We start from the raw sequence: 25,026 nt of genomic DNA, 5'->3' as shown, positions 1-25,026 counted from the left end.
GGCGAGCCGCGCCAGCGGATCAGGCCATGCCGGGGGCATGGCCGGCCGGTCGCTCCTTGGGAACCATGGACGTGATCGAATCCCTCCATTCGCGATCGGACGATACCACACCCGTCCCGCGCCATGTTGCGATCATCATGGACGGCAATGGCCGCTGGGCGAAGGCCCGGCGGCTGCCGCGCATTGCCGGGCACAAACAGGGCGTCGAAGCCGTGCGCCGCGTGTCCAAGGCTGCGCGCGAGCAGGGCGTCGAGGTGCTGACGCTTTACGCCTTCTCGTCGGAGAACTGGCGACGGCCAGAGGAGGAGGTGCGCGACCTGATGGGTCTGCTGCGCCATTTCCTCAAGAACGAGCTCAAGGATCTGGTCGCCGAGAATGTCCGGTTGCGGGTGATCGGCGATTATCGGGCGCTGTCGGGTGATCTGGTCGCGATGATCGACGATGCGATCGCAAAAACCTCGGTCAATACCGGCGCGACGCTGGTGATCGCGCTCAACTATGGCGCACAGGCGGAGATCGTCGCGGCGGCGCGGCGGCTCGCGAGCGCGGCGCAGGCCGGTGAGATCACGGCCGACGCGATCGACGAGGCGATGTTCAGCGACGCGCTGACCACCCATGGCCTGCCCCCTCTCGACCTGTTGATCCGAACCTCTGGCGAACAGCGGCTGTCCAACTTTCTGCTGTGGCAGGCGGCCTATGCCGAATTGCTGTTCGTCGACACGTTGTGGCCCGATTTCGACGCCGCCGCGCTGGCCGATGCGCTGGCGCAGTTCGGACGGCGCCAGCGGAGGTTCGGCGGGTTATGAACGTCGTTCCGCCGCGACCCAATGCCGATCTGCCGGTGCGCGCGGCGGTGGGGCTGGCGCTGATCGTCATCGCGGCGGCTGCGTTGTGGTTGGGCGGTTTTGCCTTCTGGCTGCTCGTTACCGTCGCCGCGATCGTGATGATTCACGAATGGGGCGGGCTGCATGGCGCGACGCCGGGTCAGCGCAAGCTGGCGCAATATGCGCTGATGGTGCCCCTGGCGATCATGGCGCCGGTCGCAGCGGGGGCGAGCTTCCTCGCGCTCGGCCTTGTGTTCGCCGCGTTTTTCTTTCTCGCCATCGTCACGCGCAACGGCGCGCTGGGGGCGGGGGCGGTCTACGTCGGGCTGCCGGTGCTGGCGCTGATCTTACTGCGCGCGCACGAGACGGGACTGTTGCTTGCTTTCTGGGCGATGGCGCTGGTCTGGGCGTGCGATATCGGCGCCTATTTCGCCGGGCGTACCTTTGGCGGGCCAAAGCTGATGCCGAGGGTAAGTCCGAACAAGACCTGGGCCGGGCTGGTCGGCGGCGTAACCGGCGCTGGGCTGTTCGCAATGATCCTGACCTATTGGGGACTGCCGCCGATGCTGGCGCTTGCGACACCTCTGCTCGCCATACTCGCACAGGCCGGCGACCTGTATGAAAGTCATTTGAAGCGTCAGGCCGGGGTCAAGGATTCGGGGACGATCCTGCCGGGTCATGGCGGGGTGCTCGATCGGCTGGACGGGCTGGTCCCGGTTGCGCCGGTCGCGGCACTGCTCGTGCTGATTCTGGGGGCGCAGTGAAGACCGTTACCATTCTGGGGGCCACCGGCTCGGTCGGCACCTCGACGCTCGACCTGATCGAGCGCGATCCGCAGGGGGTCGAGGTGGTCGCGCTGACCGCCAATTGCGATGTCGAGCGGCTGGCCGCGGCGGCCAGGCGGGTGAAGGCGCAACTGGCGGTGGTGGCCGATGAGAGCTGCCACGCTGCGTTGCGCGATGCGCTGGCGGGGACGGGGATCGAGACCGCGGCGGGCGATGGCGCCGTATGTGACGCCGCACGGCGCGGTGCGGACTGGACGATGGCGGCAATTGTCGGGACTGCGGGGCTGAAGCCGGTCCTGGCTGCGCTCGACGGCGGCAAGGCTGTGGCGCTGGCGAACAAGGAATCGCTGGTGTCGGCGGGCGATGTCGTGATGGAGGCCGCCAGGCGCCACGGCGCGACGCTGCTGCCGGTCGATTCAGAGCATAATGCAATCTTCCAGTGCCTGGAGCAGGCCAATGCGGACAAGATCGCCCGGATCATCCTGACCGCCAGCGGCGGGCCCTTCCGGACGCGCACGTTGGAGCAGATGCGCGGTATCACCCGCGAACAGGCGGTAGCGCATCCCAACTGGTCGATGGGCGCCAAGATCAGCGTCGATTCGGCGACGATGATGAACAAGGGGCTCGAGCTGATCGAGGCCTATCACCTGTTCCCGGTGACGCCCGAGCAGCTCGACGTGATCGTCCACCGTCAATCGGTGATCCATTCGATGGTCGAATATGTCGACGGGTCGGTGCTGGCGCAGCTGGGGGCGCCGGACATGCGGGTCCCGATCGCGCACGCCCTCGCCTGGCCGCAGCGGATGGAAACACCGTGCCAGCGCCTCGATCTCGCCACGATCGGGCGGTTGGATTTCGAAGCGCCGGATTATGTCCGCTTCCCCTGTCTGAGGCTGGCGCGGGAGGCGCTGGCAGCGGGCGGAGCGCGTCCGGCGATCCTGAATGCGGCGAACGAGGTGGCGGTCGCCGCCTTCCTGGCGGGACGGGTCGGCTTTCTTGAAATTGCCGCAATCGTCGCGGATACACTCGATCGCTATGACCCGGCCGCTCCGGACACGCTCGATCAGGTATTGGCGATCGACGCAGAGGCGCGGCATTTGGCGGGCGAGCGTGTGAAGGACTGCGTCGCTTGACCGATAATCCCGGTTTCCTCCTCTATCTTCTCGCCTTTGCGCTGGTCATCGGGCCGCTCGTTTTCGTCCATGAACTGGGGCATTATGCTGCGGGCCGCTGGTTCGGGATCAAGGCGGAGGCCTTTTCGATCGGCTTCGGGCGCGAGGTTGCGGGCTTTACCGACCGGCGCGGGACGCGGTGGAAGTTCGGCTGGTTGCCGCTGGGTGGCTATGTCAAATTCGCGGGCGACATGAACCCGGCGGGGCAACCCAGCCCCGAATGGCTCGCACTGCCCGCCGCGCAGCGCGCGCAGACGTTTCAGGCCAAGCCGCTCTGGCAGCGCGCGATCGTGGTCGCGGCGGGGCCGGTGACGAATTTCGTGGTAGCGATCCTGATCCTGGCGGCGTTCGCCATGGCCTATGGGCGGCCGAGCACGCCCCCGGTGGTCGGCGCGGTCGAGCCTGCCACTGCGGCTGCCTCTGCGGGGATCCGGCCCGGCGACCGCATCGTTGCGGTGGGCGGGCGCGCGGTCACGAGTTTCAACGAACTGGCCCAATATGTGACGATGCGGCCCGGAGAAGCGATGCAAGTCGCGGTCGAGCGCGATGGTGGCCGCGTCGATCTTCAATTGACCTCGGGGGTGCGCGAAGAGCGCGACCGGTTCGGCAATGTCTATCGGCTCGGCGTGCTGGGCGTGCGCTCCGGCCCGGTCGAGATGGAGCCGGTTGGGCTGTTGGAGGCGCCAGGCGAAGGCCTGCGCCAGACCGCCAACATCGTTCGCATGACCGTGGACGGGCTTGGCCAGATCATCACCGGGCGCCGATCGCTCGACGAACTGGGCGGACCGCTGCGAATCGCACAGGTTTCGGGAGAGCGGTTCGCGATGGGAGTGGCGGAATTCGTGTTCCTGATCGCGCTCATCTCGATTAATCTCGGATTCATCAACCTGTTGCCAGTCCCGGTGCTGGATGGCGGCCATCTTCTGTTCTATGCGGTCGAGGCGCTCCGCCGGAAACCCGTCGAGCCTGAGGTGATGGAATGGGCATTTCGTGGCGGGATGGTGGCGATCCTTGCGCTGATGCTGCTGGTGACGTTCAACGATCTGGGCGCCTTTGGCGTGTGGAGAAATCTGGCCGGGTTGATCGGCTGACGCGGTTGGGGCAGGGCAGGGCATCTGCCCGTGCTTCGGCCAGAATATTCTCAAATCCGACTGGGGTGGGATGGTGACGGCAATCAAGGTTACGAAAATGGGCGTGCGCGCCACCGCGGTGCTTTTGGCCGGGACGATGCTGTCCGGACTTGGCTCCGCTGCCCAGGCCCAGGACGCGCCCGCACCGCCTGCCGCTCAGCAGACGGCGCCGCCGCCTGCGGTAACGCCGCCGGTGACCCGGACGATCCGCACATTGCGGGTCGAGGGGACCCAGCGGCTGGAGCCGGATACGGTGCTGTCCTACACGCGGTTGCGCGTCGGCCAGCCCTACACCACCGAGAGCCTCGACCAGGCGATCCGCGACGTGCTGGCCAGCGAACTGCTTGCCGACGTGACGATCGAAGGCGTCGAGACCGGCGACATCGTTCTGCGCATCCGCGAGAATCCGGTCATCAACCGGGTGATCCTGGAGGGCAACAAGCGGCTCAAGAACGACAAGATCGTCAAGGAGATCAAACTGGCCCCGCGCCAGATGTTCACCCGTACCGCCGTGCGCGCCGACGTCGCCCGCATCGTCGAACTCTATCGCCGTCAGGGCCGGTTTGCGGCATCGGTCGAGCCGAAAATGGTCAGCCTGGACCAGAATCGCGTCGATATCGTCTTCGAGATCCGTGAGGGACCCAAGTCGAAGGTCCGCCAGATCAACATCATCGGCAACGAGCAGTTTTCGGACGGCAAGCTGCGCGGCGAAATGGCGACCAAGCAGGCGCGCCTCACCAGTATCTTCAGCTCCAACACCAGCTACGACCAAGACCGGCTGGCCTATGACCAGCAGAAGCTGCGCCAATTCTATCTGACTGAGGGTTATGCCGACTTCCGCGTCGTTTCGGCGGTCGCCGAGCTGACGCCGGACAAGAAGGACTTCATCATCACCTATGTGATCGAGGAAGGTCCGCGCTACAAGTTCGGTCCGGTCACGGTCGACAGCAATATCCGCGACTTTGACGACGCGACGCTCGCCAAGAGCCTCGCGATCAAGGAAGGCGACTGGTACAACGCCAAGCTGGTCGAGGATACGGTCGACAGCCTGTCCGAGACGGCCGGTGCCTTCGGCTATGCCTTTGCCAATGTGAGCCCCGAGTTCCAGCGGGACCGCGAGAAGTTGACGATGACGCTCAACTTTAACATTGCCGAGGCGCGCCGCACCTATGTCGAGCGGATCGACATCACCGGCAATACCCAGACTCAGGACAAGGTGATCCGCCGCGAGATGCGCCTGGCAGAGGGCGACGCCTTCAACACATTCCTGGTCAAGCGTTCGCAGGATCGCATCAACTCGCTCGGCTATTTCGACGAAAAGTTCGAGATCGAGCAGAAGGAAGGCTCGGCGCCTGACCGCGTCATCCTGACCGCCAATGTCGAGGAGAAGTCGACCGGCGAACTGACGCTGTCGGCGGGCTTCTCCAGCCTAGAACGCTTCATCTTCCAGGGATCGATCCGCCAGCGCAACTTCCGCGGCAAGGGGCAGGACCTGCGCCTGTCGGCCGACTATTCGAGCTATTCGAAGTCGGTCGAACTGGGCTTTACCGAGCCTTATTTGTTCGATCAGAATGTCGCGTTGGGCGGGACGATTTTCCGCCGCGACTATAATTCGTTCAACTATCTCGGCACCGATCGGCGGACGACCTATGAACAGGTGTCCACCGGCGGGCAGATCGTCCTGGGCGTGCCGCTCACCGAATATTGGACGCTGTCGGGCCGCTATTCGCTGACGCATGACTCGGTGTCGCTCGACGAAAGCACCTTCTTCACCAACGGCGCCTGCGATCCGCTCAAGGCCGGACGCTATCTGTGCGAGGCGATCGGCAAGCGTTGGACATCGGCGGTGGGCCTGTCGCTGATCTACGACAGTCTCAACAGCCGCCTGCGCCCGACCGCGGGTCAGCGATTGGTGGTCGGCACCGACTTCGCCGGGCTGGGTGGCGACGTCAAGTATATCCGCGGTCGGTTCGACGGCGACAAATACTGGAATGTCGGCGGCGGGTTCATCCTGTCCGCAGGGGTTGAGGGTGGATATATCCACAGCCTTGAGGGCGATCTTGCGCCCGGTGTCGATCCGGTGCGCATCACCGACCGTTTCTTCCTGGGCGAGCCGCAGTTCCGCGGCTTCGACATTCGCGGTGTCGGTCCGCGCATCCAGCGTATCGGCTATACCGGTACGGTCGCGGCCGGCAATCAGACGCTGATCACCGACGAGGATCAGATCTTCGACGACGCGATCGGCGGCCGCGCCTATTATCTCGGCAAGCTGGAACTTGAGATTCCGCTGGGCGCCGGCGCGCGCGAGATGGGCATCCGTCCGTCGATCTTCCTGATGGCGGGCGCGAACTGGGGCGTGAAGGAACCGAACAAGACGGCCACCTTCACTCAGGCCACCGACGGATCGGGCAATTTGCTGTTCAACGCCGATGGGTCGCCCTCACTTCTGCCGATCCAGACCCCGCAGTTCGATTCGGAGGGTCGTGCGCTTTACGCCGTGCCGCTCACCGACTCGGTCGCGCCGGGGCAGTTGACGACCTGTACGATCGGCTATTCCTCGACGCTGGGCGGCGCGTGCTCGGGAACGTCGATCAACAGCCGCTACAACATCGAAACCTCGCCGTTCCTGGAAAACTTCCTGGGCAACTCGCCCAAGCCGCGCCTTTCGGTCGGTATCGGCGTCAACTGGAACTCGCCATTTGGCCCGCTTCGGCTCGATCTCGCGCACGCCTTCCTGACCCAGAAGGGCGACGACACGAAACTCTTCACCTTTAACGTAGGGACTGCCTTCTGATGCGTAACACCAAGACCCTCCTCGCCGCGATCGCGGTCGCGGGCGTGACGTTTGGCGCTGGCGCTGCCACCGCGCAGGCGCTCGCCGACGCCAAGGTCGCAACCGTCGATACCGAGCGCGTGATGCGCGAATGCGCGGCGTGCGTCGTCGCCAACCAGCAGCTTCAGACCCAGCTGACCCAGCTGCAGCAGTTCGCGCAGCAGCAGGGCGCCCCGCTCCAGACCGAAGAGCAGACGTTGCAGGCCGCACTCAAGGCCGCCAACGGCAAGCCCGATGCCGCCCTGACCCAGCGCATCCAGGCATTCCAGACCCGTCAGGATGCCGCGCAGCGCCAAGTGAACGAACGACAGTCGGTCTTCCAGCGCAACGTTCAATATGTGCGCCAGCAGATCGCCGAAAAGATGGTTCCGGCGGTTGAGCAGGTTTCCAAGCAGCGCGGCGCGACCGTCGCGCTCGATCGCGGCAACGTGCTGTTCGCTGCGCCGACGGTCGATATAACCGCGCAAGTGCTTAGCACGCTCAACCAGCAGCTGCCGAGCGTCAATACCGTCGCGCCGCCGCCGCAACAGCCAGCGCAGCAACCGGCCCAGCAGCCGACGCAGCCCGCCCCCACCGGCCGGTGAGCGAGGCCGCCGAAGGAAAGGCCGCGATCGGCCCGCTCGATGTGACGCGGGTGATGGCGGCGCTTCCGCACCGTTATCCCATGCTGCTCGTCGATCGGGTCGAGCAGCTCATCCCCGACGAGAAGATCGTCGCGATCAAGGCGGTGTCGATCAACGAGGAATTCTTCCAGGGGCATTTCCCCGGAAGGCCGATCATGCCCGGCGTGCTGCAGGTCGAGGCGCTGGCTCAGGCGGCGGGCGTGCTCGCGGTCGAAAGCCTCGGCCTCGCGGGCACGGGCAAGCTCGTCTATTTCATGTCGATCGACGGGGTGAAGTTCCGCAAGCCGGTCGAGCCCGGCGTGCTGCTGCGGCTCGAGGTTGAATTCGTTCAGAAGCGCGCGCGCATCTGCAAGTTCGCGGGCAAGGCCTATCTCGGCGACGATCTGGCGACCGAATGCGAATTTACCGCGATGATCGCGGACCCGCCTGCGGCGTGAGATGACCTAGCCGCACCGGCGCCGAAGTCCATTGCAAGATCGGCGCGGCTCTGTTAGGGGCCGCGCCTTCTTGTTGCCGGTCGGAAACCGGCGCTCAAACTCAAGGAAATATCCGTGAAGGCCGATACGCACCCCGATTATCACATGATCAAGGTCCAGATGACCGACGGCACCGTCTATGAGACGCGTTCGACGTGGGGCAAGGAAGGCGATCTGATGCAGCTGGAAATCGATCCGCTGGCGCACCCGGCCTGGACCGGCGGTCGCGGGCAGATGCTCGATTCGGGTGGTCAGGTTGCGCGCTTCAACAAGCGTTTCGGTGGGCTTTCGCTCTCGAAGAAGTAAGGCGCGGGCGACACGCCCGGCCCGTTCATCCGCAACGGCTCGCTCCGGAACCCGGTGCGGGCCGTTTGCTTTTGGCGGTCAGACAAAGGCGTTAACGCCCGATTAGGCATCTCGGCCTAGGTTCAGCGCATGGCTCTTACCGGCAAGCGCAGCTTCGCAGCAGAATTCGAACCCGCCGTGCTTGGGCGGCGGCGCAGTCCACGCGCTCCGGTATCGCTGGACGCCAAGGTCGGTCGCGGCGGGCTCGATCGCGCGCTATGCAAGGTCGTCGACCTGTCGATGCACGGCGCCAAGATCGAGACCTATTCGGCGTTGCGCCGCGATTCGGTGATCTGGCTGACATTGCCCGTGATCGGTCACTGGGCCGCACGGGTCGCCTGGGCCAGCGACTTCGAGGCCGGGCTGGAGTTCCAGATCCCGCTGACCGAAGACGAGTTCGATCGGCTGACCGCAGCGGGGTAAGCCGCCGGGATCTCGAAGGCTTGGACAGACGCGTGCTTCTCGCTTAAGGGCGTCAAAACGCCGTGATCCATGCACTCGCCAACCCCACGCGCTTCCTTCGACTGGCGCGCCCGTTGACGCCCATCCTCTATTGGAGCGGGTTGTTGCTGGTGCTTGTCGGGGCCTGGGGGGGGCTGACGCAGACCCCGCCCGACTATCTGCAGAAGGAAAGCGTCCGCATCCTTTATATTCATGTCCCCGCCGCCTGGCTGGGGATGGGAGGATGGAGCGCACTGGCGATTGCCTGTTTCACTTATCTCGTCTGGCGGCATCCGCTGGCGGCGTTGGCCGCGCGGGCGATCGCGCCGGTCGGGGCCGTATTCGCCGCCTTATGCCTCACCACCGGATCGATCTGGGGCCGACCGACCTGGGGGACGTGGTGGCAATGGGACGGGCGGCTGACGTCGATGCTGCTGCTGTTCTTCGTTTATATCGCCTGGATCGCGCTGGAGCGCGCCGATCGCGAGCGGGGCGGGGACGGGCGGATTCCCGCGTTGTTCGGCATGGCGGGAACGGTGCTGCTGCCGGTGATCCGCTATTCGGTGGTGTGGTGGAACACGCTTCATCAGGGGCAGAGCCTGACGCTGACCACATCGACCATTCATGATTCGATGCTTTGGCCGCTGCTGATGACGCTGACCGGATTTTCGCTGTTGTTCGGCGGGATCGTGCTGATGCGGATGCGCGCGATTCTGGCCCAGCAGCGGGTCGAAGCGCGGATGCGACGGATGGCAGCATGAACCACTGGCCGTTCATCCTTGCCGCCTATGCGGTCGTCATCGTCGGGGTCGGCGGGCTGTCGCTGGCGAGCTGGCGCTCGATGCTTAAGGCGGAACGCGCCGCCGATGCTCTGAAGGATCGGCGATGAAGCCAAAGCATCAACGGCTGATGCTGGGCCTGGCCGCGCTGGTCGCGGTGGGCGGGGCGAGCGGCCTCGCGCTGTCGGCGCTGCGTGATCAGGCGGCATTCTTCTACACCCCCAGCGATCTCACGACCAAGGCGCCGCCGGTGGGCAAGGCAGTACGGCTGGGCGGGATGGTCGAGACCGGGTCGATCAAGCGCCTGCCCGACGGGGTCAGCATCACCTTTGTCGTGACCGACAAGGACGGCAAGGTTCCGGTGCGCTTTACCGGGGTAGCCCCCGATCTGTTCAAGGAAGCGTCGGGCGTGGTCGCCGAGGGGCGGTTCGAGGCCGATGGCAGCTTCACCGCCGACAATCTCCTCGCCAAGCATGACGAGCGCTACATGCCGCCCGAAATCGCCGACAAGATGCCCGCGCCCGAGACCAGGCCGCAATGATCGCCGAGGCTGGGCTCGCGGCCTTGTGGTTCGCGGCGGCGCTAGCGCTGCTCCAGCTGGTCGCGGCTGGGCTGGCGCTTCGGGTGGGCGACGCGGCGGTGCGCGAGCAATTGTTCGCGACCGTCAGGCCGGTGGCGATCGTTCAGGGAATTCTCGCGGCGCTGTCCTTCGCGCTCCTGATCGCGCTGTTTGTCAGGTCCGACATGTCGGTGCTGCTGGTCGCGCAGAACAGCCATTCGGCCAAGCCGCTGCTCTACAAGATCGCGGGTGCATGGGGGAATCATGAAGGGTCGATGCTGTTGTGGGTCACCGTGCTGGCGCTGTCAGGCGGGGCGATTGGGTGGCTGGAGCGGCAGCTGGAGCGGCGCACGCTGATCGCGACGCTGGGCGCGCAGGCCGCGATCGCGCTCGGTTTCTATGCGTTCCTGCTGATCGCCTCCAATCCCTTCACCCGGCTCGATCCGGCGGCGGTCGATGGGCTGGGGCTCAACCCGCTGTTGCAGGACCCCGGCCTCGCCTTCCACCCCCCGACGCTCTATTTCGGCTATGTCGGCCTTTCGGTCGCCTTTTCCTTTGCAGTCGGCGCGATGGTGACGCGCGACGTCGGCCCCGCCTTTGCCCGCGCGATGCGGCCCTGGGTCCTCGCGGCCTGGATATTCCTGACGATCGGCATCACGGCGGGAAGCTATTGGGCCTATTACGAGCTGGGCTGGGGCGGCTGGTGGTTCTGGGACCCGGTCGAGAACGCCTCGCTGATGCCGTGGCTCGCGGCGACTGCGCTGCTCCATTCGGTCAATGTCCTAGCGGCGCGCGACGGGTTGCGCGCCTGGACACTGATGCTGGCGGTCGTCGCCTTCTCGATGTCGATGCTGGGGACGTTCCTCGTCCGCTCGGGCATTTTGACCAGCGTCCACGCCTTCGCAGTCGATCCGCAGCGCGGCACCTTCATCCTCGTCCTGCTCGCGGTCTACATCGGCGGCGCGCTGGCGCTGTTCGGGGCGCGGGTCGGGACGGTGAAGGCGGGGCAGGGGTTCGATCCGCTGAGCCGCGAGGGCGGGCTGGTGCTCAACAATCTGCTGCTGACCGTCATTCTCGGCATTGTCCTGATCGGGACGCTCTACCCGATCGTGGCTCAGGCGATGGGCGAGCAATTGTCGGTCGGGCCGCCCTTTTTCAACAAGACTGCGGGGCCGGTCGCGCTGACTTTGGTCGCGGCGATGCTGGTCGGGCCGCTGCTGCGCTGGCGGCGCGACGATGCGAATGCGGTGCTGGGCAAGTTGACCGCGCCGATCGCCGCGACGATGCTGGTCATGGCCGCCGTGTTCGTCTTCGCGCCCGGCACCGGCTGGATGGAGATCGCTGGCCTCGGCCTCGCCGCCGGGCTCGCCATCGCCAGCGTCGCGCCGTTGTGGCGGCGCAATCTGCTCCGCACGCCGCTGTTCACCTGGGGCATGGTCGTTGCCCATTTCGGCGTCGCGGTGAGCCTTGCGGGCATGGCGGCCGACAGCGCCTTTACCGAGGAGCGGTTGGTCGCGGCCGAATATGGTCAGCCCTATTATGTTGGCCCGTGGCGCGTGGTGCTGAACGGTATTTCCCCGGCGATCGGCGACAATTGGTCGGCGGTCGAGGGGAAGGTGACCGCGAGCCGGGGGCCAGTCGACGGGCCGATGGTGCTGCTGCGCCCGCAACGGCGATACTATGCGTCGCCCCCCACCGACACCGCAGAGGCGGCGATCTCGACCCGGCTCGACGGACAGCTCTATGCCGTGCTGGGGCACCAGGACGCACAGGGGCGCTGGCAATTGCGGCTGTGGTGGAAACCATGGGTGACGTTGATCTGGTTCGGCGGCGGGCTAATCGCGCTGGGCGGGGCGATCTCGCTGGTCGGGCGCCTGTTGCGCGGACGACGCAACGCGCGGCGCAAGGAGGAGGCGGAATGAGGCGCTGGCTTCCGCTTCTTGCCTTCGTCGCGCTGGTGGTGCTGGTCGCCTATGGGCTGACGCGGCCGTCCGATACGCCGGTCCGCTCGGCGCTTGTCGGCAAACCGCTGCCTGACTTCACGCTTCCTGCGATGGTTGAGGGCAAACCCGGCCTGACCCGGGCCGACCTCGCCAGCGGCCAGCCGCGCCTGCTCAACGTCTTTGCCAGCTGGTGTGTACCCTGCATCGCCGAGGCCCCGCAGCTGATGAAGCTCAAGGCCGCCGGGGTGCAGATTGACGCGGTCGCGATCCGCGATACGCCGGAGGCGGTCGCCGCTTTCCTCGCGCGGCATGGCGATCCCTATGCCCGGATCGGCGACGACGGGCAGCGGGTGGTGCAGATCGGCATCGGTTCGTCAGGGGTTCCCGAGACGTTCGTGATCGACGGGCAGGGGCGGATCGCGATGCAGCATATCGGCGATATCCGCGAGGACGACGTTCCCAAGCTGCTCAAGGCGCTGGAGGATGCGCGATGAGTCTGTTGCTTGCAGTGGCGTTGGCCGCGAGCGCTCCCGCCGATCTGGCATATGCCCAACTTCCCGACGCGAGGCGCGAGGCGCAGGCCGCCGAACTGATGGGCGAATTGCGTTGTCTGGTGTGTCAGGGCCAGTCGATTGCCGACAGCGACGTCGATATGGCCGCGGACATGCGCCGCATCGTACGCCAGAAGATCGCGGCGGGGGAGGACCCCGACGCCGTGCGGCAATGGCTGATCGACCGCTATGGCAGTTATGTGACCTATGACCCGCCATTGAGCTGGGCAACCGCGCCCTTATGGCTTGCCCCGCTGCTGCTGCTGGCGATCGGCGCATGGCTGGTGCGGGGGACGCTGCGGCGGAGGCGGCGATGATGGGATGGATCATTCTCGCCGGGCTGGGGGCAGCAACGCTCGCGCTGCTCTGGCTACTCGGCGCACCGCGTGCGCTGTGGACCTTCGGCGCGGCTGCGCTGATGCTGGGAGCGGCGGGCTATACGCTTCAGGGGCGTCCGGACGTGCCCGGGGCGCCGGTCTCCGCTGCAAAGCAGACGCGCCCCGACGATGCCGCGCTGCGCGATCTGCGCGGGGCGATGTTCGGGCGATTCTCGTCGATCGACGCGTCCTTCTTTGCCGCCGATTCGCTCGTGCGCGGGGGCAATCCTGATATTGCGGCGCGCCTCATGCTGGGCAGCGTTCGGGCTTCCCCCAATGACGCGGCGCTATGGACCTGGCTCGGCATGACATTGGTCGAGGCGGACGACCAGACCGTGTCGCCCGCCGCGGAGGTGGCGTTCCGCCGCGCGATGACGCTGGCGCCCGCGCATCCGGGGCCGCCCTTCTTCTATGGCCTGGCGCAGGTCCGCGCGGGGAATTTCGCCGCAGCCCGGCCATTGTGGCGCAAGGCGCTGGCATTGTCGCCCGAAGGAGCGGGCTATCGTCGCGATATCGCGGTTCGGCTGGCTCTGCTCGACCAGCTGCTTGCGATGCAACAGCGCGAAGGCGCTCCAACCCGGCCGGTCAGGTAGTCGTCCGCTTCCTGGCAAGTTGCGCTTCGACCAGCGCGATCGCCTTCTGGATTGCGGACTCCACCGAGAGGAAGCTGGTGTCCAGCACCGCCGCGTCGGGCGCGGCCACCAGCGGTGCCTGTTCGCGCGTGCTGTCGCGATCGTCACGCGCGCGGATATCCGACAACACTCGGTCGAGGCTGACGGTGGACCCGCACTTTTGAAGCTCGGCGTGGCGCCGTCGGGCGCGGATCATCGGCGTGGCCTTTACGAACAGCTTGGCGTCGGCGTCGGGGGCAATCACCGTGCCGATGTCGCGCCCGTCGAGAATCGCGCCATTGGGCTGCATCGCGAAGCGCTTCTGCCGCTGGAGCAGCGCCGACCGGACGAGCGGATGCGCGGAGACGGAGGCGGCCTTGCCGACCTCATCGGTACGCAGCCATTCGTCGGCGAGCAGCAGATCGTCGAAACTGGTGGCGGCCACGGCGTCCGCCTCCTGCGCCGGGTCGAGTTCGTCGCGCAACACCGTCGCCGCGACGGCGCGATAGAGCAGCCCGGTATCGAGATGCGGCAGCCCATAATGGCGGGCGAGGGCGCGGGCGATGGTGCCTTTGCCGGAAGCTGCGGGTCCGTCGACGGCAATGATCATGGCTGGCGGTCGGTCAGTCGGTCGAGAGTGGGAAAAAAGCCCGGATAGCTGGTCGCGACCGGGCTGACATCGTCGATCGTCACTGCATCGCGCGCGCCAAGTCCAGCCACCGCCATGCTCATCGCGATACGGTGATCGAGATTCGAGACGATTGGTGCGCCGCCGGGCATCGGATCCCCGCCGCTGCCGGTGATCGCCAGCCCATCCTCAAATTCCTCAAGGCGGACGCCGTTGGGAGCAAGCGCCGCGACCATCGCGGCGATCCGATCCGATTCCTTGACGCGCAATTCCTCCGCGCCCCGCGCGACGCTACGCCCTTGAGCAAAGGCTGCCGCAACGAACAATACAGGATACTCGTCGATCATCGTCGGTGCGAGATGCGGCGGCACCTCGATCGCGGAGAGGGGCGCATGGCGGACGCGCAGATCGGCGACCGGTTCGCCGCCGACCGTGCGCGCATCCTGTTCGACGATATCGGCGCCCATCATCTTGAGCGCGGTGATGAGGCCGGTGCGGGTCGGGTTCATGCCCACATTGGCGATGACAATGTCCGAGCCCGGCACGATCGACGCGGCAACCATCCAGAAGGCCGCTGAGGACGGGTCGCCCGGGACGGCGATCTGCTGAGGACTAAGCTCGGCTTCGCCGCGAATCGCGATGATCCGGCCTTGCGCGCTTTCCTCGACGGTCAGGTCGGCGCCGAACCCGCGCAGCATCCGCTCGCTATGGTCGCGTGTCGGAACCGGCTCGATCACGCGGGTGATGCCGGGCGTGTTGAGACCGGCGAGCAGCACCGCCGATTTGACCTGCGCCGAAGCGACCGGGAGCGTATAATCGATCGGCACCGCGGGGCAGAGCCCGCGCATCGTCAAGGGCAGACGACCGCCCGGGCTCGACGTGAACTCCGCGCCCATCGCCGAAAGCGGATCTATCACCCGCCCCATCGGTCGCTTCGAAAGCGATGCGTCGCCGGTGAACGTTGCCGTAATGGGGTGACTGGCGATCAGTCCCATCAGAAGTCGGGTGGAAGTGCCCGAATTACCCATCTCCAACGCAGTCTGGGGCTGGAGGAGAGCTCCGACTCCGACTCCGGCGACGGTCCAGATGCCATCGGTTCCGCGTTCGATCTGCGCCCCCATCGCGCGCATCGCGGCGGCGGTGGCGAGCACATCCTCGCCCTCCAGCAGCCCTTCGATCCGGCTTTCGCCCACTGCCAGCCCCGCGAACATAAGCGACCGGTGGCTGATCGACTTGTCACCCGGAACGGTGACGGTGCCGCGCAGCGGGCCGCGGGCGGAAATTGCGAAGGGATCGGGAGAATGTGCGCTCATCGGCCGCGGCTTTGACAGGGGGCTTGCGCTATGGCAAGGCGCCCGCCACTTCAGCGGGGACAAGTTTCCCGTCATCCCTGTAATTACGAACAAAAGGCATAGAGCGGCACATGGTGAAGCCGGAATGGGGCACGAAGCGGAGCTGCCCGAAATGCGCAACGCGCTTTTATGATCTGACCAAGGACGACCCGGTCACCTGCATCAGCTGCGGCTATGCCTGGGAACCCGAGCCGATCCTGAAGTCCAAGCAGCCGCTTCCGTTCGAGGCGGTCAAGGACGTGGCCGAGAAGCCCAAGAAGGACGATAGCGACTTGGGGGATGACGATCTGGACATCGACGAGGATGCGGAGGGTTCGCCCGACGATGACGTCGATCTGGGCGGCGACGACGACCTGGGTGTCGATACCGGCGACGACGACGAAGAAACCTGAGAAAAACCGGTTGCACACCGCGCGATGGCTGCTAAAGGCCATCGCCTTCCCGGAACGGATGGGGCCGTAGCTCAGCTGGGAGAGCGTCGCAATGGCATTGCGAAGGTCAGGGGTTCGATCCCCCTCGGCTCCACCAACTCCTTGAAGAACAGGCCGGGCGCGTTTCGCGATCCGGCCTTTTCTTTGCGCGACGCACGGAGCAGCCGTGTCCCGGTTCGAGACAGGCGTTAACGATCCTTAAGGGGTGGCCGAAATCGTTACCGGCGCGTTAACTTCTGGCCATGCGACGCGAACTCATCCTCTCCGGCGCCAGCCGCAGCCACCCGTTCCGTGCCAGCCTGCCAAAGGTCCGCGCCGAGGTCCGCAGGCGTGAGGACGATAGCGATCTCAAACTGTTTGCGCTCAGCTTCACCGCTTTTTTCATCTGCATCTACACCTTCATTTTCTGAAGGTCGCAGCGGTCAGTCGCAGATGCGGTGCAGCTTCTGGGCGATCCAGGCCGAGATGATGGCCATTCCCGCGACGAACAGCAGCTGATTCGCGGGCGCAACCTTCAGCCAGGTAATTGCCATCACCATCAATGCGCCCAGCACCATGCCGAATGCGTTGACGATGTTGTTCGCGGCGACCGTCCGCGCGGTCTGATCCTTTGTCACCGTCGTGGTGAGGAAGGCATAGAGCGGCACCACGAACATGCCGCCGGCGATCGCGATCGCCATCAATGTCGCGAGCACCAGCCACGCCTGCGGCATCAGGATAAAGCTGACCATATCGTAGAGTTCGCCCGCTGGCGCAGGGACCCAGAAGCGCGATTCGAACGAGAAGGCGACGATGAAGGCCGCCATCGCGATCACCGAGACGGGCGAGTATTTCGCCGAAATCTCGCCCTTCAGCATCGCATTGATGATGACCGATCCGATCGCCACACCGACCGAGAAGGTGGCGATCATCAGGCTGGCGACTTCCTTGGTGGAGGTCAGCACATTCTTGGCAAGCGGGGTGAAGATGACGATCAGCACCGCCCCCATCGTCCAGAAGAAGCTGATCGCGCAGATCGCCCAGAACAGCCGGGGGATGTGCATCGTGTTGCCGATCAGCCGCCACGATGCGGTGAAGGGATTGAAATTGAGCTTCAACTTCGCGCCCTGACGCGGTGCGGCGGGCACCATGCGGCCGGTGAACCAGCCGATTACGGCGACGATCAACGTCAGCCAGCCTGCGGTCTCGATCGAAACCCATCCGGCAACCACGGTGCCGAGCAGGATCGAAAGATAGGTCGCAGCCTCGACCATCCCGGTGCCGCCGAGAACTTCGTCTTCCTTGAGATGCTGGGGCAAGATCGCATATTTGATCGGACCAAAGAAGGTTGAGTGGGTGCCGAGCATCAGCACCGCGCCGAGCATCATGCCGACCCCGACCATCGGATATCCGAAATGCGCGACGATGATGCCGCAGCCGCCAAAGATCATGATTCCGATCTCTGCGGTCTTCACAATCCGGATGATCTGCGCCTTGTCATAGGTGTCGGCGAGCTGACCCGAGAGTGCCGAGAGGATGACGAACGGTAACAATGCTGCGCCCGTGGCGAGCGCGTTGAAGATGAATTCGGTCTCCGGGTTGTTCAGCACCTGATAGGTGGCGAACAGCACCATCGCGGTCTTGAACAGATTATCGTTGAACGCCCCCAGGAACTGCGTGACGAAGAGGGGGAGAAACCGGCGCTCCTTGAGCAGTCCGAGCGCGTTGTTCATATGCGTGGCGGGCCTTCGTCCGTCAAAACCGGCACCCGCATAGCCGGGGGGTAGAGGGCGCGGCAACCGGTATCGCGCGCAATCGCGCCGCGGGGGATGTTCGCGGCGCCGCGCGGTGCTAGAGCAGGATCATGCTGACGCTTCCTAACGTCCTGACGCTGTCGCGAATCGTCACCGTTCCGCTGCTGGTCTTCTTCCTGTGGTGGCCACAGTGGCAGGCGGGCTATGCGCTCGGTTTCGCGACCTACTGCATGATGGGGGTTACCGATTATTTCGACGGCTATCTCGCCCGGTCGCGCGGGACGGTCTCGAAGCTCGGGGTGTTCCTCGATCCGATCGCTGACAAGATCATGGTCGCCGCGGTGATCCTGATCCTTTGCGCCAAGGGGGTGATTCCCGACATCCACATGATCGCGGCGCTGGTGATCCTGTTGCGGGAGATCGCGGTATCCGGGCTGCGCGAGTTTCTGGGCGGTATCCAGGTGTCGGTGCCGGTGTCGGCGCTGGCGAAGTGGAAGACGGCGCTTCAGCTCACCTCACTCGGCGGATTGATCCTCGCCGGGGCGCTGCCGGAATGGCCATGGGTGCATAACGCAAGCCTGGCGATGCTGTGGGCTGCCGCCGCGCTGACGCTGATTACCGGATGGGACTATCTGCGCGTCGGCCTCAAACATATGGACAGCTGATGCGGCTGCTCTATTTTTCCTGGGTCCGCGAAACGATCGGCGTTGCGGAGGAGGAGGTCCGACCGCCCGAGGCGGTACGCACCGTCGCCGACCTGATCGATTGGCTGCGGGGACGCAGCGACGCCCATGCCCGAGCCTTTGCAGATCCGGCACGGTTGCGGGCGGCGGTGGACCAGAAGTTCGTCGCGCTCGACGGCGAACTCGGCACCGCACAGGAGGTCGCGCTCTTTCCGCCGGTGACGGGCGGATGATCCGCGTTTCGGTGGATTCCGCGCCGATCGATGTTGGCATCGAGCTTGCCGGGATCGAGGAGACTGGCGCCGGCGCGGTGGCGAGCTTCATCGGCGTGGTGCGCAACGATGATGGCGTTACCTGCCTGGAACTGGAACATTATCCGGGCATGACCGAGGCGGTGCTGTGTGATCTCGCCGAACAGGCGATGCAACGCTGGGCGCTGACATCGGCGGTAGTCATTCATCGGGTCGGGCCGATGGAACCCGGCGAGCGGATCGTGCTCGTCGCGACCGCCGCTGCGCATCGCCGCGCGGCGCTGGAGGCGTGCGGGTTCCTGATCGACCGGCTGAAAACCGATGCGCCCTTCTGGAAGCGCGAGCATCGCGCCGGCTCGGCGCAATGGGTAGAGGCACGCAACAGTGACGTGGCGGCCGCGACCCGCTGGGATAGTCAAGCCGGCGCGGGCGCCGACTGAGCCAGCACCTCCGCCAGCAGCCGGAAATCGCGCTCGCGCGGACTCGCCTTGCGCCAGACCAGCGCGATGCGGCGCGAGGGGTTGTCGGCCTGAAGCGGGCGGGCGGTGATGTGCGTATGGTCGAGAATGCCCGCGTCGATCGCCATTTCGGGCAACATCGTCACGCCAAGCCCGTTATCGACCATCTGTACCATCGTATGCAGCGACGTGCCGAGCATGGTCGCCTCGGCGCGTAGTTCGGGCCGGTTGCACGCGGCCAGCGCGTGATCCTTGAGGCAATGCCCGTCTTCGAGCAGCAGCAGCCGGGTCTCGTCGATATCGCTTGCGGTCACCGATTTGTGATCGGGTTCGAACTCACCCTCCGGAAAGGCGACGAACAGGCGATCGTCGAACAGCGGGGCCGTTTCGACATCGCCACAGGCATAGGGGAGGGCGAGCAGCACGCAATCGGTCCGCCCGGTGTGCAGGCTTTCGCAAGCGGCACCGCTGGGCTCCTCGCGCAGGAACAATTTGAGATCGGGATAGCCGCGTCGCAGACGGGGCAGGATGCGGGGGAGCAGAAACGGAGCGATGGTGGGGATGACACTCATCCGCATCTCCCCCGACAGCGGACGCCCGGCGGCGCGCGCCAGATCGGCCAGTTCGTCCGCCTCGCGCAACACGCGGCGCGCCTTGTCGACGATCCGTTCGCCCAGCGGAGTGAAGCGGACGACGCGCCTGGTGCGCTCGACCAGCACGACCCCGATCAGCGTCTCGAGTTCGCGCAGTCCCGCCGACAATGTCGACTGGGTGACGAAACTCGCCTCGGCCGCGCGGCCGAAATGTCCATGATCCTTGAGCGCTACGAGATATTGGAGTTGCTTGAGCGTCGGAAGATAGGTTTGCGCCATTGATCGATCCAGCCGATTGGTGGACTGGATATAAGTGATCGACGCGATAACGCCACCCCCGCATTTTGCAGGGGCGGCGTCTCTTAGGTCAGGCTGCCGCAGCCTCGATCTCTTCGGCTGGGAGCCGGATGAGATAATCGAAAGCTGACAAGGCAGCGGTCGAGCCCGCACCCATTGCGATTACGATCTGTTTGTAGGGGACGGTGGTGGCGTCACCGGCGGCGAAGATGCCCGGCTGGCTGGTTTGCCCGCGCGCATCGATCTCGATCTCGCCGCGCGGGGTGAGCGCGATCGCATCCTGGAGCCACTCCGTGTTCGGCACCAGCCCGATCTGGACGAAAATGCCTTCCAGTTCGATGTCGTGCTCGTCTCCGGAATTGCGGTCCTTGTAGGTCAGGCCCGTCACCTTCTCGGCGCCATTCACGCGGGTGGTGAGCGCTGAGGTGATAACCTTGACGTTGGACAGGCTGCCCAGCTTGCGCTGAAGCACCGCGTCGGCGCGCAGCTGGCTGTCATATTCGATCAGCGTGACATGGCCGACGATGCCGGCCAGATCGATCGCCGCTTCGACGCCCGAATTGCCGCCGCCGATCACCGCGACGCGCTTGCCCTTGAACAGCGGGCCGTCGCAATGCGGGCAATAGGCCACGCCCTTGTTGCGATATTCCTCCTCGCCGGGGACTCCCATCTGGCGCCAGCGCGCGCCGGTAGAAAGGATCACGGTCTTCGCCTTCAGCGACGCCCCGTTCGCCAGTACCACCTCATGCAGCCCGCCCTCGCGCGTCGCCGGGATTAGCTTGTCCGCGCGCTGGAGGTTCATGATATCGACGTCATTCTCCTTGACGTGCGCTTCGAGCTGGGCGGCGAGCTTGGGACCTTCGGTGTAGGGGACCGAGATGAAATTCTCGATGCCCATCGTGTCGAGCACCTGCCCGCCGAACCGCTCGGCGGCGACGCCGACGCGCAGGCCCTTGCGGGCAGTGTAGATGGCCGACGCGGCACCAGCGGGGCCACCGCCGACGATCAGCACATCGAACGGCTCCTTGGCCGCCAGCTTCTCCGCCGCCTTGGCCTCGGCACCGCTATCGAGCCTGGCGACGATCTGTTCCAGCTCCATCCGGCCCGACCCGAACAGCTCGCCGTTGAGATAGACCGTGGGGACGGCAAGCACCTGGCGCGCGTCGACCTCTTCCTTGAACAGCGCGCCGTCGATCGCGACGTGGCTGATCTTCGGGTTCAGCACCGCCATCAGGTTGAGCGCCTGAACGACATCGGGGCAGTTCTGGCACGACAGCGAGAAATAGGTTTCGAAGTGGAGGTCGCCGTCGAGGCCCTTGACTGCCTCGATCACCTCCTGCGCCGCCTTGGACGGATGGCCGCCGACCTGGAGCAAAGCGAGGACGAGGCTGGTAAATTCATGCCCCATCGGGATGCCGGCGAAACGCACGCCGATATCGGTCCCGGCGCGGCGGATCATGAAGCTCGGCTTGCGCTTGTCATCATCCTGGCGGATCAGCGTGATCTTGCCGGACAGGGCGGCGATTTCGCCGAGCAGCGTTTCCAGTTCGCGGGACTTGGGATCGTCGCCCAGGCTGGCGACGAGCTCCACGGACTCGCGGATATGCACGAGATAGGCTTCAAGCTGTTGCGTCAGATGGGCGTCGAGCATGGGTATTTCCTAAAGTCTTGAGGCAAAACGGCCCGGGGCATCGGGAAGGACTGCCCCGGGCCGCATAAAGCACCCGCAGAGGGGGGCGGGTGCCCTAAATCGCGTCAGATCTTGCCGACGAGGTCGAGCGACGGGGCGAGCGTGGTTTCACCCTCTTCCCACTTTGCCGGGCAGACTTCGCCGGGGTGCGCCGCAATATATTGCGCAGCCTTGATCTTGCGGAGCAGTTCGGTCGCGTTGCGGCCCACGCCTTCGCTGGTGATTTCGACCAGCTGGATCACGCCTTCCGGATCGATCACGAAGGTACCACGATCCGCCAGGCCCTGACCTTCACGCAGCACGTCGAAATTCTTCGCCAGGACGTGGTTCTGGTCGCCGAGCATATAATAGTCGATCTTGCCGATCGCGGGCGAGGTGTCGTGCCATGCCTTGTGGCTGAAATGTGTGTCGGTCGAGACCGAGTACACCTCGACACCCATTTTCTGGAGCGTCGGGTAGATGTCCGCCAGGTCCTCAAGCTCGGTCGGGCAGACGAAGGTGAAATCGGCCGGGTAGAAGAAGAACACCGCCCACTTGCCGCGCACGTCGGCGTCGGTGACGTCGACGAACTTGCCTTGCTTGAACGCGGTCGCCGTGAACGGCTTCAGTTCGCTACCGATGAGCGCCATAACTTGTTCTCCTGTGAATGGTGCAGTGCAACTTGTGCAATGCGGCATATAGGGAGCGCGGCGAGTCTGGGAAATGGGAAGAGTCGCTCGATGTGATCGATACAATCACTCAAAGAGACGAAACTGATCGATATCAGGCGAAATTGCGATAGACGCTGTAAGCGCTCGTGACCGTCAGCACCGCGCCGACCATAATGAGCAGGGCCTTTGTCGGAACCCGTTTTGCCACCACCGCGCCGAACGGAGCGGCGATCAGTCCGCCGATCAACAGACCCACCACTGCTTCTGTAAAGGCGGCGAAGCCCAGGCCGAAAATGAAGGTGATCGAAACCGAGAGCGTCAGGAAGAATTCGACGCTGTTGACCGTTCCGATCGTGGTGCGCGGCTGAGTTCCCTGGATCAACAAATTGCTGGTCACCACAGGCCCCCAGCCGCCTCCGCCAGCGGCATCCAGAAACCCGCCGATCAGGCCGAGCGGCTCGACGATCCGGGCTTCCTTGTGCGCACGGGGCGGAAAACGAATGCCGCGCCAGAGGAGATAGACGCCGATCAGCGCCAAATAGCTCATGACGAAGGGGCGGGTGAGGGAAGCATCGAGCGTGGTGAGAAGATAGGCGCCCGCCACGCCCCCGATGACGCCGGGGATCAGCAGGCGAAAGAACAGCTTCCAGTTCACATTTCGATGCAGTGCATGGGATACGCCCGACACGCCAGTGGTGAAGCATTCGACCAGATGCACGCCGGCAGACGCGGTGGCGGGAGGTACGCCGAGCACGCTGACCAGCAAGGTGCTGGAGATCACCCCGAACGCCATGCCGAGCGCCCCATCGACGATCTGCGCGGCGAGACCGACGGCAATATAGGGCAGCAGACCCTGAAGATCGATCGCTTCGAACATAGTTCGACTTCACTCCGGAACAGGCATAGTCATCTGCCTCACCGGATTAATCCCCACAAGATAACTCGTGTTTAGCCAGGCCAAAGCAAAGATCGTGCGGCGCTGGAAATCCGTGCCGCGCGATCCTAGATTGCGGCGAAGACCAGAGGGGCCGTGCATGTTCGGACGTTTAGTCGCCTATCTCGATTCGATCCGCGCGCGCGATCCGGCGCCGCGCAGCAAGGCGGAAATCCTGCTTTATCCTGGCGTGTGGGCGCTGTTCTGGCATCGCATCGCGCACCGGCTGTTCCGCGCGCGGCTGTTCTTTCTGGCGCGTGCGGTGAACCATCTTTCGCGCTGGTTGACCGCGATCGACATCCATCCGGGCGCGAAGATCGGTCGCAATTTCTTCATCGACCACGGTTTTGTGGTGATCGGGGAGACGGCGGAGATCGGCGACAATGTCACCATCTACCAATGCGTCACGCTGGGCGGCACCAGCCCCGACAACGGCGTCGCTGGAAAGCGGCATCCTACCCTGTCGGATGGCGTCATCATCGGGTCGGGCGCTCAGGTTCTGGGGCCGATCACGGTGGGGCCGCGCGCTCGGGTCGGCGCCAATGCCGTGGTCACGCGCGATGTGCCCGAGGGGGCGGTGATGGTCGGCATTCCGGCCAAATCGACGCTGGTCGAGGCGGATGCCTGGAAAAAGGACTTCGTTCCCTATGGGACGCCGTGCAGCGAGTTATACGATCCGGCGACGCAGAAGCTGGAGATCATGCGCTGCGAGCTGGAGACGATGCGCAAACGGCTCGACGCGTTGCTAGCCGAGCGCGGCCCCCACTCCAGCACGGAGCGGCGTGACCGGGCGTGAGTGCGAGCATCACTCCGCTCCCGGTACGCGGCGCCACGCCACAGGTCGGGTTCGATCGCGCCGAACTGACCCGCATTCTCGATCTCTACGGTCGTATGGTCGCGGCCGGACACTGGAAGGATTACGCGATCGGCCTAGGCCGCGACGCCGCGGTTTTCGCTGCGTTTCGCCGCACAGCCGAGCGACCGGAGATTCGCGTCGAGAAACGCCCGGCGCTGCGCAATCGACAGGGGATGTGGGCCCTGGTCAACGAGGCGGGGACAGTACTGAAACGCGGCCATGAACTTGGCCCGGTGCTGGCGCCGGTTGAGCGACGGCTGATGAAGTTGGTCGAGGGTTAAAGCCATCTTGGGCTTTGCCGGGCCGCTGTCGCCTTGCTGACGCCGCCAGGACGCCCGTTCAGGCGGTGAAGCGCTTGGTAAAGCCCTTGACGTTTCCCAATTCGCTTGGATGGGCATCGATCCGTTCCACCGCCGCCATGTTCGGGCCTTCGCGGCAACGATCAATAAAGGTGTCGAGCGCGACATCCTCGCCATCTGCGAGAATTTCGACCCGGCCGTCCTGAAGATTACGGACCCACCCAATCACGCCAAGCTGGCGCGCGGTCCGCACTGCCCAGTCCCGATAGCCGACGCGCTGGACGCGTCCCTCGATCAGCAAACGCTGTGCCGTCATGTTGATAATCCCCGCAAACACATGCGCCTACGCTGCGCATGGGGATTTCATAGTCCGGCGAAGGGACGCTCGCCCAGTCCGCCCCGGCGCGGCAACGGGGCGGTTCGGCGCGGATCGGCGTCAACCGGCGTCGGGAGCGCGCGCCTTGCTCGTCGGAACGCGCTCACCATGTGCGATTTCATCCTCTTTGGTGACCCCCTCGCGCGCTTCAGGGTCATCCACCCGCTCTTCCTCGGCCTGGGTGGCAACGTCGCGCGCGAGATTACCTCCAGCCCGGCCTTGCTCGGCAGGCGCTTGCTCGACACGGTCGATCAGATCGCGATCGTCGTGCGCGCGGGCGGTATCGGTTCGGTTGTTGTCCATCTTCTCTCTCCTCGCGCTATCAATGGGCGAGGGCGGGTCGATG

The 25,026-nt window shown here is 65.1% G+C and carries 32 protein-coding genes and 1 tRNA gene; 24 read left to right on the top strand and 9 right to left on the bottom strand.

Features of this window, described 5'->3' with window-relative positions:
• Positions 1-65: 65 nt before the first annotated feature.
• The 16 genes from FPZ54_RS04940 (at position 66) to FPZ54_RS04865 (ending at position 13,431) form a co-directional block, all read left to right on the top strand.
• Positions 66-806, top strand: a complete 741-nt coding sequence (locus FPZ54_RS04940) for an isoprenyl transferase (RefSeq protein WP_145849579.1) — start codon at positions 66-68, stop codon at positions 804-806.
• Positions 803-1,588 carry a phosphatidate cytidylyltransferase gene (locus tag FPZ54_RS04935; RefSeq protein ID WP_145845445.1) on the top strand — a complete coding sequence of 262 codons (786 nt, stop codon included), beginning with the start codon at positions 803-805 and terminating at the stop codon, positions 1,586-1,588. The genes FPZ54_RS04940 and FPZ54_RS04935 overlap by 4 nt, the downstream gene beginning before the upstream one ends.
• A complete protein-coding gene (locus FPZ54_RS04930) occupies positions 1,585-2,742 on the top strand; it encodes a 1-deoxy-D-xylulose-5-phosphate reductoisomerase (RefSeq protein WP_145845444.1) in 1,158 nt (385 codons plus the stop codon). The genes FPZ54_RS04935 and FPZ54_RS04930 overlap by 4 nt, the downstream gene beginning before the upstream one ends.
• Positions 2,739-3,872: an RIP metalloprotease RseP gene (gene rseP, locus FPZ54_RS04925; RefSeq protein ID WP_145845443.1), complete on the top strand. Its 1,134-nt coding sequence runs from the start codon at positions 2,739-2,741 to the stop codon at positions 3,870-3,872. Before FPZ54_RS04930 ends, rseP begins: the two co-directional genes overlap by 4 nt.
• 70 nt (positions 3,873-3,942) lie before the next feature.
• Entirely contained in the window at positions 3,943-6,705 is a 2,763-nt protein-coding gene (gene bamA / locus FPZ54_RS04920) for an outer membrane protein assembly factor BamA (RefSeq protein ID WP_186456920.1), read from the top strand.
• Positions 6,705-7,328 carry an OmpH/Skp family outer membrane protein gene (locus tag FPZ54_RS04915; RefSeq protein WP_145845441.1) on the top strand — a complete coding sequence of 208 codons (624 nt, stop codon included), beginning with the start codon at positions 6,705-6,707 and terminating at the stop codon, positions 7,326-7,328. Before bamA ends, FPZ54_RS04915 begins: the two co-directional genes overlap by 1 nt.
• Positions 7,325-7,804, top strand: a complete 480-nt coding sequence (gene fabZ / locus FPZ54_RS04910; RefSeq protein ID WP_145845439.1) for a 3-hydroxyacyl-ACP dehydratase FabZ — start codon at positions 7,325-7,327, stop codon at positions 7,802-7,804. The genes FPZ54_RS04915 and fabZ overlap by 4 nt, the downstream gene beginning before the upstream one ends.
• 114 nt (positions 7,805-7,918) lie before the next feature.
• Positions 7,919-8,149, top strand: a complete 231-nt coding sequence (rpmE, locus tag FPZ54_RS04905; RefSeq protein ID WP_145845438.1) for a 50S ribosomal protein L31 — start codon at positions 7,919-7,921, stop codon at positions 8,147-8,149.
• Positions 8,150-8,278: 129 nt separating this feature from the next.
• Positions 8,279-8,611: a PilZ domain-containing protein gene (locus FPZ54_RS04900; RefSeq protein ID WP_145845436.1), complete on the top strand. Its 333-nt coding sequence runs from the start codon at positions 8,279-8,281 to the stop codon at positions 8,609-8,611.
• A gap of 62 nt (positions 8,612-8,673) precedes the next feature.
• Complete coding sequence (gene ccmC, locus FPZ54_RS04895; RefSeq protein WP_186456919.1) at positions 8,674-9,390, top strand: heme ABC transporter permease CcmC; 717 nt, start codon at positions 8,674-8,676, stop codon at positions 9,388-9,390.
• Entirely contained in the window at positions 9,387-9,518 is a 132-nt protein-coding gene (gene ccmD, locus FPZ54_RS04890; RefSeq protein WP_145845435.1) for a heme exporter protein CcmD, read from the top strand. Before ccmC ends, ccmD begins: the two co-directional genes overlap by 4 nt.
• Complete coding sequence (ccmE, locus tag FPZ54_RS04885) at positions 9,515-9,949, top strand: cytochrome c maturation protein CcmE (protein ID WP_145845434.1); 435 nt, start codon at positions 9,515-9,517, stop codon at positions 9,947-9,949. Before ccmD ends, ccmE begins: the two co-directional genes overlap by 4 nt.
• A complete protein-coding gene (locus FPZ54_RS04880; RefSeq protein ID WP_145845433.1) occupies positions 9,946-11,889 on the top strand; it encodes a heme lyase CcmF/NrfE family subunit in 1,944 nt (647 codons plus the stop codon). Before ccmE ends, FPZ54_RS04880 begins: the two co-directional genes overlap by 4 nt.
• On the top strand, positions 11,886-12,404 hold the full coding sequence (locus FPZ54_RS04875) for a DsbE family thiol:disulfide interchange protein (RefSeq protein WP_145845431.1): 519 nt from the start codon (positions 11,886-11,888) through the stop codon (positions 12,402-12,404). The genes FPZ54_RS04880 and FPZ54_RS04875 overlap by 4 nt, the downstream gene beginning before the upstream one ends.
• Positions 12,401-12,778: a cytochrome c-type biogenesis protein gene (locus tag FPZ54_RS04870; protein ID WP_145845430.1), complete on the top strand. Its 378-nt coding sequence runs from the start codon at positions 12,401-12,403 to the stop codon at positions 12,776-12,778. The genes FPZ54_RS04875 and FPZ54_RS04870 overlap by 4 nt, the downstream gene beginning before the upstream one ends.
• Positions 12,739-13,431 carry a tetratricopeptide repeat protein gene (locus FPZ54_RS04865; RefSeq protein WP_239019716.1) on the top strand — a complete coding sequence of 231 codons (693 nt, stop codon included), beginning with the start codon at positions 12,739-12,741 and terminating at the stop codon, positions 13,429-13,431. Before FPZ54_RS04870 ends, FPZ54_RS04865 begins: the two co-directional genes overlap by 40 nt.
• Here FPZ54_RS04865 and cmk read toward each other — a convergent pair.
• Both cmk and aroA read right to left on the bottom strand, forming a co-directional pair.
• On the bottom strand, positions 13,424-14,059 hold the full coding sequence (gene cmk / locus FPZ54_RS04860) for a (d)CMP kinase (protein WP_145845428.1): 636 nt from the start codon (positions 14,057-14,059) through the stop codon (positions 13,424-13,426). The genes FPZ54_RS04865 and cmk overlap by 8 nt on opposite strands.
• Positions 14,056-15,390: a 3-phosphoshikimate 1-carboxyvinyltransferase gene (gene aroA, locus FPZ54_RS04855; RefSeq protein WP_145845427.1), complete on the bottom strand. Its 1,335-nt coding sequence runs from the start codon at positions 15,388-15,390 to the stop codon at positions 14,056-14,058. Before aroA ends, cmk begins: the two co-directional genes overlap by 4 nt.
• A gap of 110 nt (positions 15,391-15,500) precedes the next feature.
• Between aroA and FPZ54_RS04850 the strand changes: the two genes are divergently transcribed.
• The 3 genes from FPZ54_RS04850 (at position 15,501) to FPZ54_RS19735 (ending at position 16,270) form a co-directional block, all read left to right on the top strand.
• Entirely contained in the window at positions 15,501-15,821 is a 321-nt protein-coding gene (locus FPZ54_RS04850; protein ID WP_145845425.1) for an FYDLN acid domain-containing protein, read from the top strand.
• 60 nt (positions 15,822-15,881) lie between these two features.
• A tRNA-Ala gene (locus FPZ54_RS04845) sits at positions 15,882-15,957 on the top strand.
• A gap of 145 nt (positions 15,958-16,102) precedes the next feature.
• Positions 16,103-16,270: a hypothetical protein gene (locus tag FPZ54_RS19735; RefSeq protein ID WP_186456918.1), complete on the top strand. Its 168-nt coding sequence runs from the start codon at positions 16,103-16,105 to the stop codon at positions 16,268-16,270.
• A 12-nt stretch (positions 16,271-16,282) separates the two neighbouring features.
• Here FPZ54_RS19735 and FPZ54_RS04840 read toward each other — a convergent pair whose 3' ends face one another.
• Positions 16,283-17,572, bottom strand: a complete 1,290-nt coding sequence (locus tag FPZ54_RS04840) for an MFS transporter (protein ID WP_145845423.1) — start codon at positions 17,570-17,572, stop codon at positions 16,283-16,285.
• Between the two features lie 131 nt (positions 17,573-17,703).
• Between FPZ54_RS04840 and pgsA the strand changes: the two genes are divergently transcribed.
• The 3 genes from pgsA to FPZ54_RS04825 are packed head-to-tail and all read left to right on the top strand — an operon-like array spanning position 17,704 to position 18,967.
• A complete protein-coding gene (gene pgsA / locus FPZ54_RS04835; protein ID WP_145845421.1) occupies positions 17,704-18,258 on the top strand; it encodes a CDP-diacylglycerol--glycerol-3-phosphate 3-phosphatidyltransferase in 555 nt (184 codons plus the stop codon).
• Positions 18,258-18,509, top strand: coding sequence for a molybdopterin converting factor subunit 1 (gene moaD / locus FPZ54_RS04830; RefSeq protein WP_145845420.1), 252 nt, complete (start codon positions 18,258-18,260; stop codon positions 18,507-18,509). Before pgsA ends, moaD begins: the two co-directional genes overlap by 1 nt.
• Positions 18,506-18,967, top strand: coding sequence for a molybdenum cofactor biosynthesis protein MoaE (locus FPZ54_RS04825; RefSeq protein WP_145845419.1), 462 nt, complete (start codon positions 18,506-18,508; stop codon positions 18,965-18,967). The genes moaD and FPZ54_RS04825 overlap by 4 nt, the downstream gene beginning before the upstream one ends.
• Here the strand turns inward: FPZ54_RS04825 and FPZ54_RS04820 are convergent.
• From FPZ54_RS04820 to FPZ54_RS04805, 4 genes are all read right to left on the bottom strand, one after another.
• Complete coding sequence (locus FPZ54_RS04820) at positions 18,943-19,857, bottom strand: hydrogen peroxide-inducible genes activator (RefSeq protein ID WP_145845417.1); 915 nt, start codon at positions 19,855-19,857, stop codon at positions 18,943-18,945. The two genes, FPZ54_RS04825 and FPZ54_RS04820, sit on opposite strands and share 25 nt — an antisense overlap.
• Before the next feature lie 88 nt (positions 19,858-19,945).
• Entirely contained in the window at positions 19,946-21,526 is a 1,581-nt protein-coding gene (gene ahpF / locus FPZ54_RS04815) for an alkyl hydroperoxide reductase subunit F (RefSeq protein ID WP_145845415.1), read from the bottom strand.
• A gap of 104 nt (positions 21,527-21,630) precedes the next feature.
• On the bottom strand, positions 21,631-22,194 hold the full coding sequence (ahpC, locus tag FPZ54_RS04810) for an alkyl hydroperoxide reductase subunit C (protein WP_145845414.1): 564 nt from the start codon (positions 22,192-22,194) through the stop codon (positions 21,631-21,633).
• A 133-nt stretch (positions 22,195-22,327) separates the two neighbouring features.
• Entirely contained in the window at positions 22,328-23,092 is a 765-nt protein-coding gene (locus FPZ54_RS04805; RefSeq protein ID WP_145845412.1) for a sulfite exporter TauE/SafE family protein, read from the bottom strand.
• A gap of 157 nt (positions 23,093-23,249) precedes the next feature.
• Between FPZ54_RS04805 and epsC the strand changes: the two genes are divergently transcribed.
• Positions 23,250-23,945, top strand: a complete 696-nt coding sequence (gene epsC, locus FPZ54_RS04800) for a serine O-acetyltransferase EpsC (RefSeq protein WP_145845411.1) — start codon at positions 23,250-23,252, stop codon at positions 23,943-23,945.
• Entirely contained in the window at positions 23,942-24,286 is a 345-nt protein-coding gene (locus FPZ54_RS04795) for a DUF2794 domain-containing protein (protein ID WP_145845410.1), read from the top strand. Before epsC ends, FPZ54_RS04795 begins: the two co-directional genes overlap by 4 nt.
• A gap of 58 nt (positions 24,287-24,344) precedes the next feature.
• On the opposite strand, the gene FPZ54_RS04790 is transcribed toward FPZ54_RS04795, so the two are convergent.
• Positions 24,345-24,620 (bottom strand): acylphosphatase, encoded by a 276-nt coding sequence (locus FPZ54_RS04790; RefSeq protein ID WP_145845408.1) that lies wholly within the window; start codon positions 24,618-24,620, stop codon positions 24,345-24,347.
• Positions 24,621-24,740: 120 nt separating this feature from the next.
• A complete protein-coding gene (locus tag FPZ54_RS04785; RefSeq protein ID WP_145845407.1) occupies positions 24,741-24,983 on the bottom strand; it encodes a hypothetical protein in 243 nt (80 codons plus the stop codon).
• Positions 24,984-25,026 lie beyond the last annotated feature (43 nt).

Source organism: Sphingomonas suaedae, from assembly GCF_007833215.1.
GTDB classification, from domain to species: domain Bacteria; phylum Pseudomonadota; class Alphaproteobacteria; order Sphingomonadales; family Sphingomonadaceae; genus Sphingomonas; species Sphingomonas suaedae.
This window is presented reverse-complemented; position numbering and strand designations above follow the sequence as displayed.

Excerpts from the sequence above, each read along its gene's own strand:
- FPZ54_RS04840 (WP_145845423.1), bottom strand. The coding sequence starts at position 17,572 with ATGAACAACGCGCTCGGACTGCTCAAGGAGCGCCGGTTTCTCCCCCTC.
- FPZ54_RS04820 (WP_145845417.1), bottom strand. The coding sequence starts at position 19,857 with ATGGCGCAAACCTATCTTCCGACGCTCAAGCAACTCCAATATCTCGTA.
- FPZ54_RS04915 (WP_145845441.1), top strand. The coding sequence starts at position 6,705 with ATGCGTAACACCAAGACCCTCCTCGCCGCGATCGCGGTCGCGGGCGTG.
- epsC (WP_145845411.1), top strand. The coding sequence starts at position 23,250 with ATGTTCGGACGTTTAGTCGCCTATCTCGATTCGATCCGCGCGCGCGAT.
- FPZ54_RS04880 (WP_145845433.1), top strand. The coding sequence starts at position 9,946 with ATGATCGCCGAGGCTGGGCTCGCGGCCTTGTGGTTCGCGGCGGCGCTA.
- ahpC (WP_145845414.1), bottom strand. The coding sequence starts at position 22,194 with ATGGCGCTCATCGGTAGCGAACTGAAGCCGTTCACGGCGACCGCGTTC.
- ccmD (WP_145845435.1), top strand. The coding sequence starts at position 9,387 with ATGAACCACTGGCCGTTCATCCTTGCCGCCTATGCGGTCGTCATCGTC.
- FPZ54_RS04940 (WP_145849579.1), top strand. The coding sequence starts at position 66 with ATGGACGTGATCGAATCCCTCCATTCGCGATCGGACGATACCACACCC.
- moaD (WP_145845420.1), top strand. The coding sequence starts at position 18,258 with ATGCGGCTGCTCTATTTTTCCTGGGTCCGCGAAACGATCGGCGTTGCG.
- FPZ54_RS04865 (WP_239019716.1), top strand. The coding sequence starts at position 12,739 with ATGGCTGGTGCGGGGGACGCTGCGGCGGAGGCGGCGATGATGGGATGG.
- aroA (WP_145845427.1), bottom strand. The coding sequence starts at position 15,390 with ATGAGCGCACATTCTCCCGATCCCTTCGCAATTTCCGCCCGCGGCCCG.
- FPZ54_RS04790 (WP_145845408.1), bottom strand. The coding sequence starts at position 24,620 with ATGACGGCACAGCGTTTGCTGATCGAGGGACGCGTCCAGCGCGTCGGC.
- FPZ54_RS04900 (WP_145845436.1), top strand. The coding sequence starts at position 8,279 with ATGGCTCTTACCGGCAAGCGCAGCTTCGCAGCAGAATTCGAACCCGCC.
- FPZ54_RS04850 (WP_145845425.1), top strand. The coding sequence starts at position 15,501 with ATGGTGAAGCCGGAATGGGGCACGAAGCGGAGCTGCCCGAAATGCGCA.
- FPZ54_RS04935 (WP_145845445.1), top strand. The coding sequence starts at position 803 with ATGAACGTCGTTCCGCCGCGACCCAATGCCGATCTGCCGGTGCGCGCG.
- ahpF (WP_145845415.1), bottom strand. The coding sequence starts at position 21,526 with ATGCTCGACGCCCATCTGACGCAACAGCTTGAAGCCTATCTCGTGCAT.
- bamA (WP_186456920.1), top strand. The coding sequence starts at position 3,943 with ATGGTGACGGCAATCAAGGTTACGAAAATGGGCGTGCGCGCCACCGCG.
- ccmE (WP_145845434.1), top strand. The coding sequence starts at position 9,515 with ATGAAGCCAAAGCATCAACGGCTGATGCTGGGCCTGGCCGCGCTGGTC.
- FPZ54_RS04785 (WP_145845407.1), bottom strand. The coding sequence starts at position 24,983 with ATGGACAACAACCGAACCGATACCGCCCGCGCGCACGACGATCGCGAT.
- FPZ54_RS04805 (WP_145845412.1), bottom strand. The coding sequence starts at position 23,092 with ATGTTCGAAGCGATCGATCTTCAGGGTCTGCTGCCCTATATTGCCGTC.
- FPZ54_RS04875 (WP_145845431.1), top strand. The coding sequence starts at position 11,886 with ATGAGGCGCTGGCTTCCGCTTCTTGCCTTCGTCGCGCTGGTGGTGCTG.
- pgsA (WP_145845421.1), top strand. The coding sequence starts at position 17,704 with ATGCTGACGCTTCCTAACGTCCTGACGCTGTCGCGAATCGTCACCGTT.
- cmk (WP_145845428.1), bottom strand. The coding sequence starts at position 14,059 with ATGATCATTGCCGTCGACGGACCCGCAGCTTCCGGCAAAGGCACCATC.
- FPZ54_RS19735 (WP_186456918.1), top strand. The coding sequence starts at position 16,103 with ATGCGACGCGAACTCATCCTCTCCGGCGCCAGCCGCAGCCACCCGTTC.
- FPZ54_RS04870 (WP_145845430.1), top strand. The coding sequence starts at position 12,401 with ATGAGTCTGTTGCTTGCAGTGGCGTTGGCCGCGAGCGCTCCCGCCGAT.
- FPZ54_RS04825 (WP_145845419.1), top strand. The coding sequence starts at position 18,506 with ATGATCCGCGTTTCGGTGGATTCCGCGCCGATCGATGTTGGCATCGAG.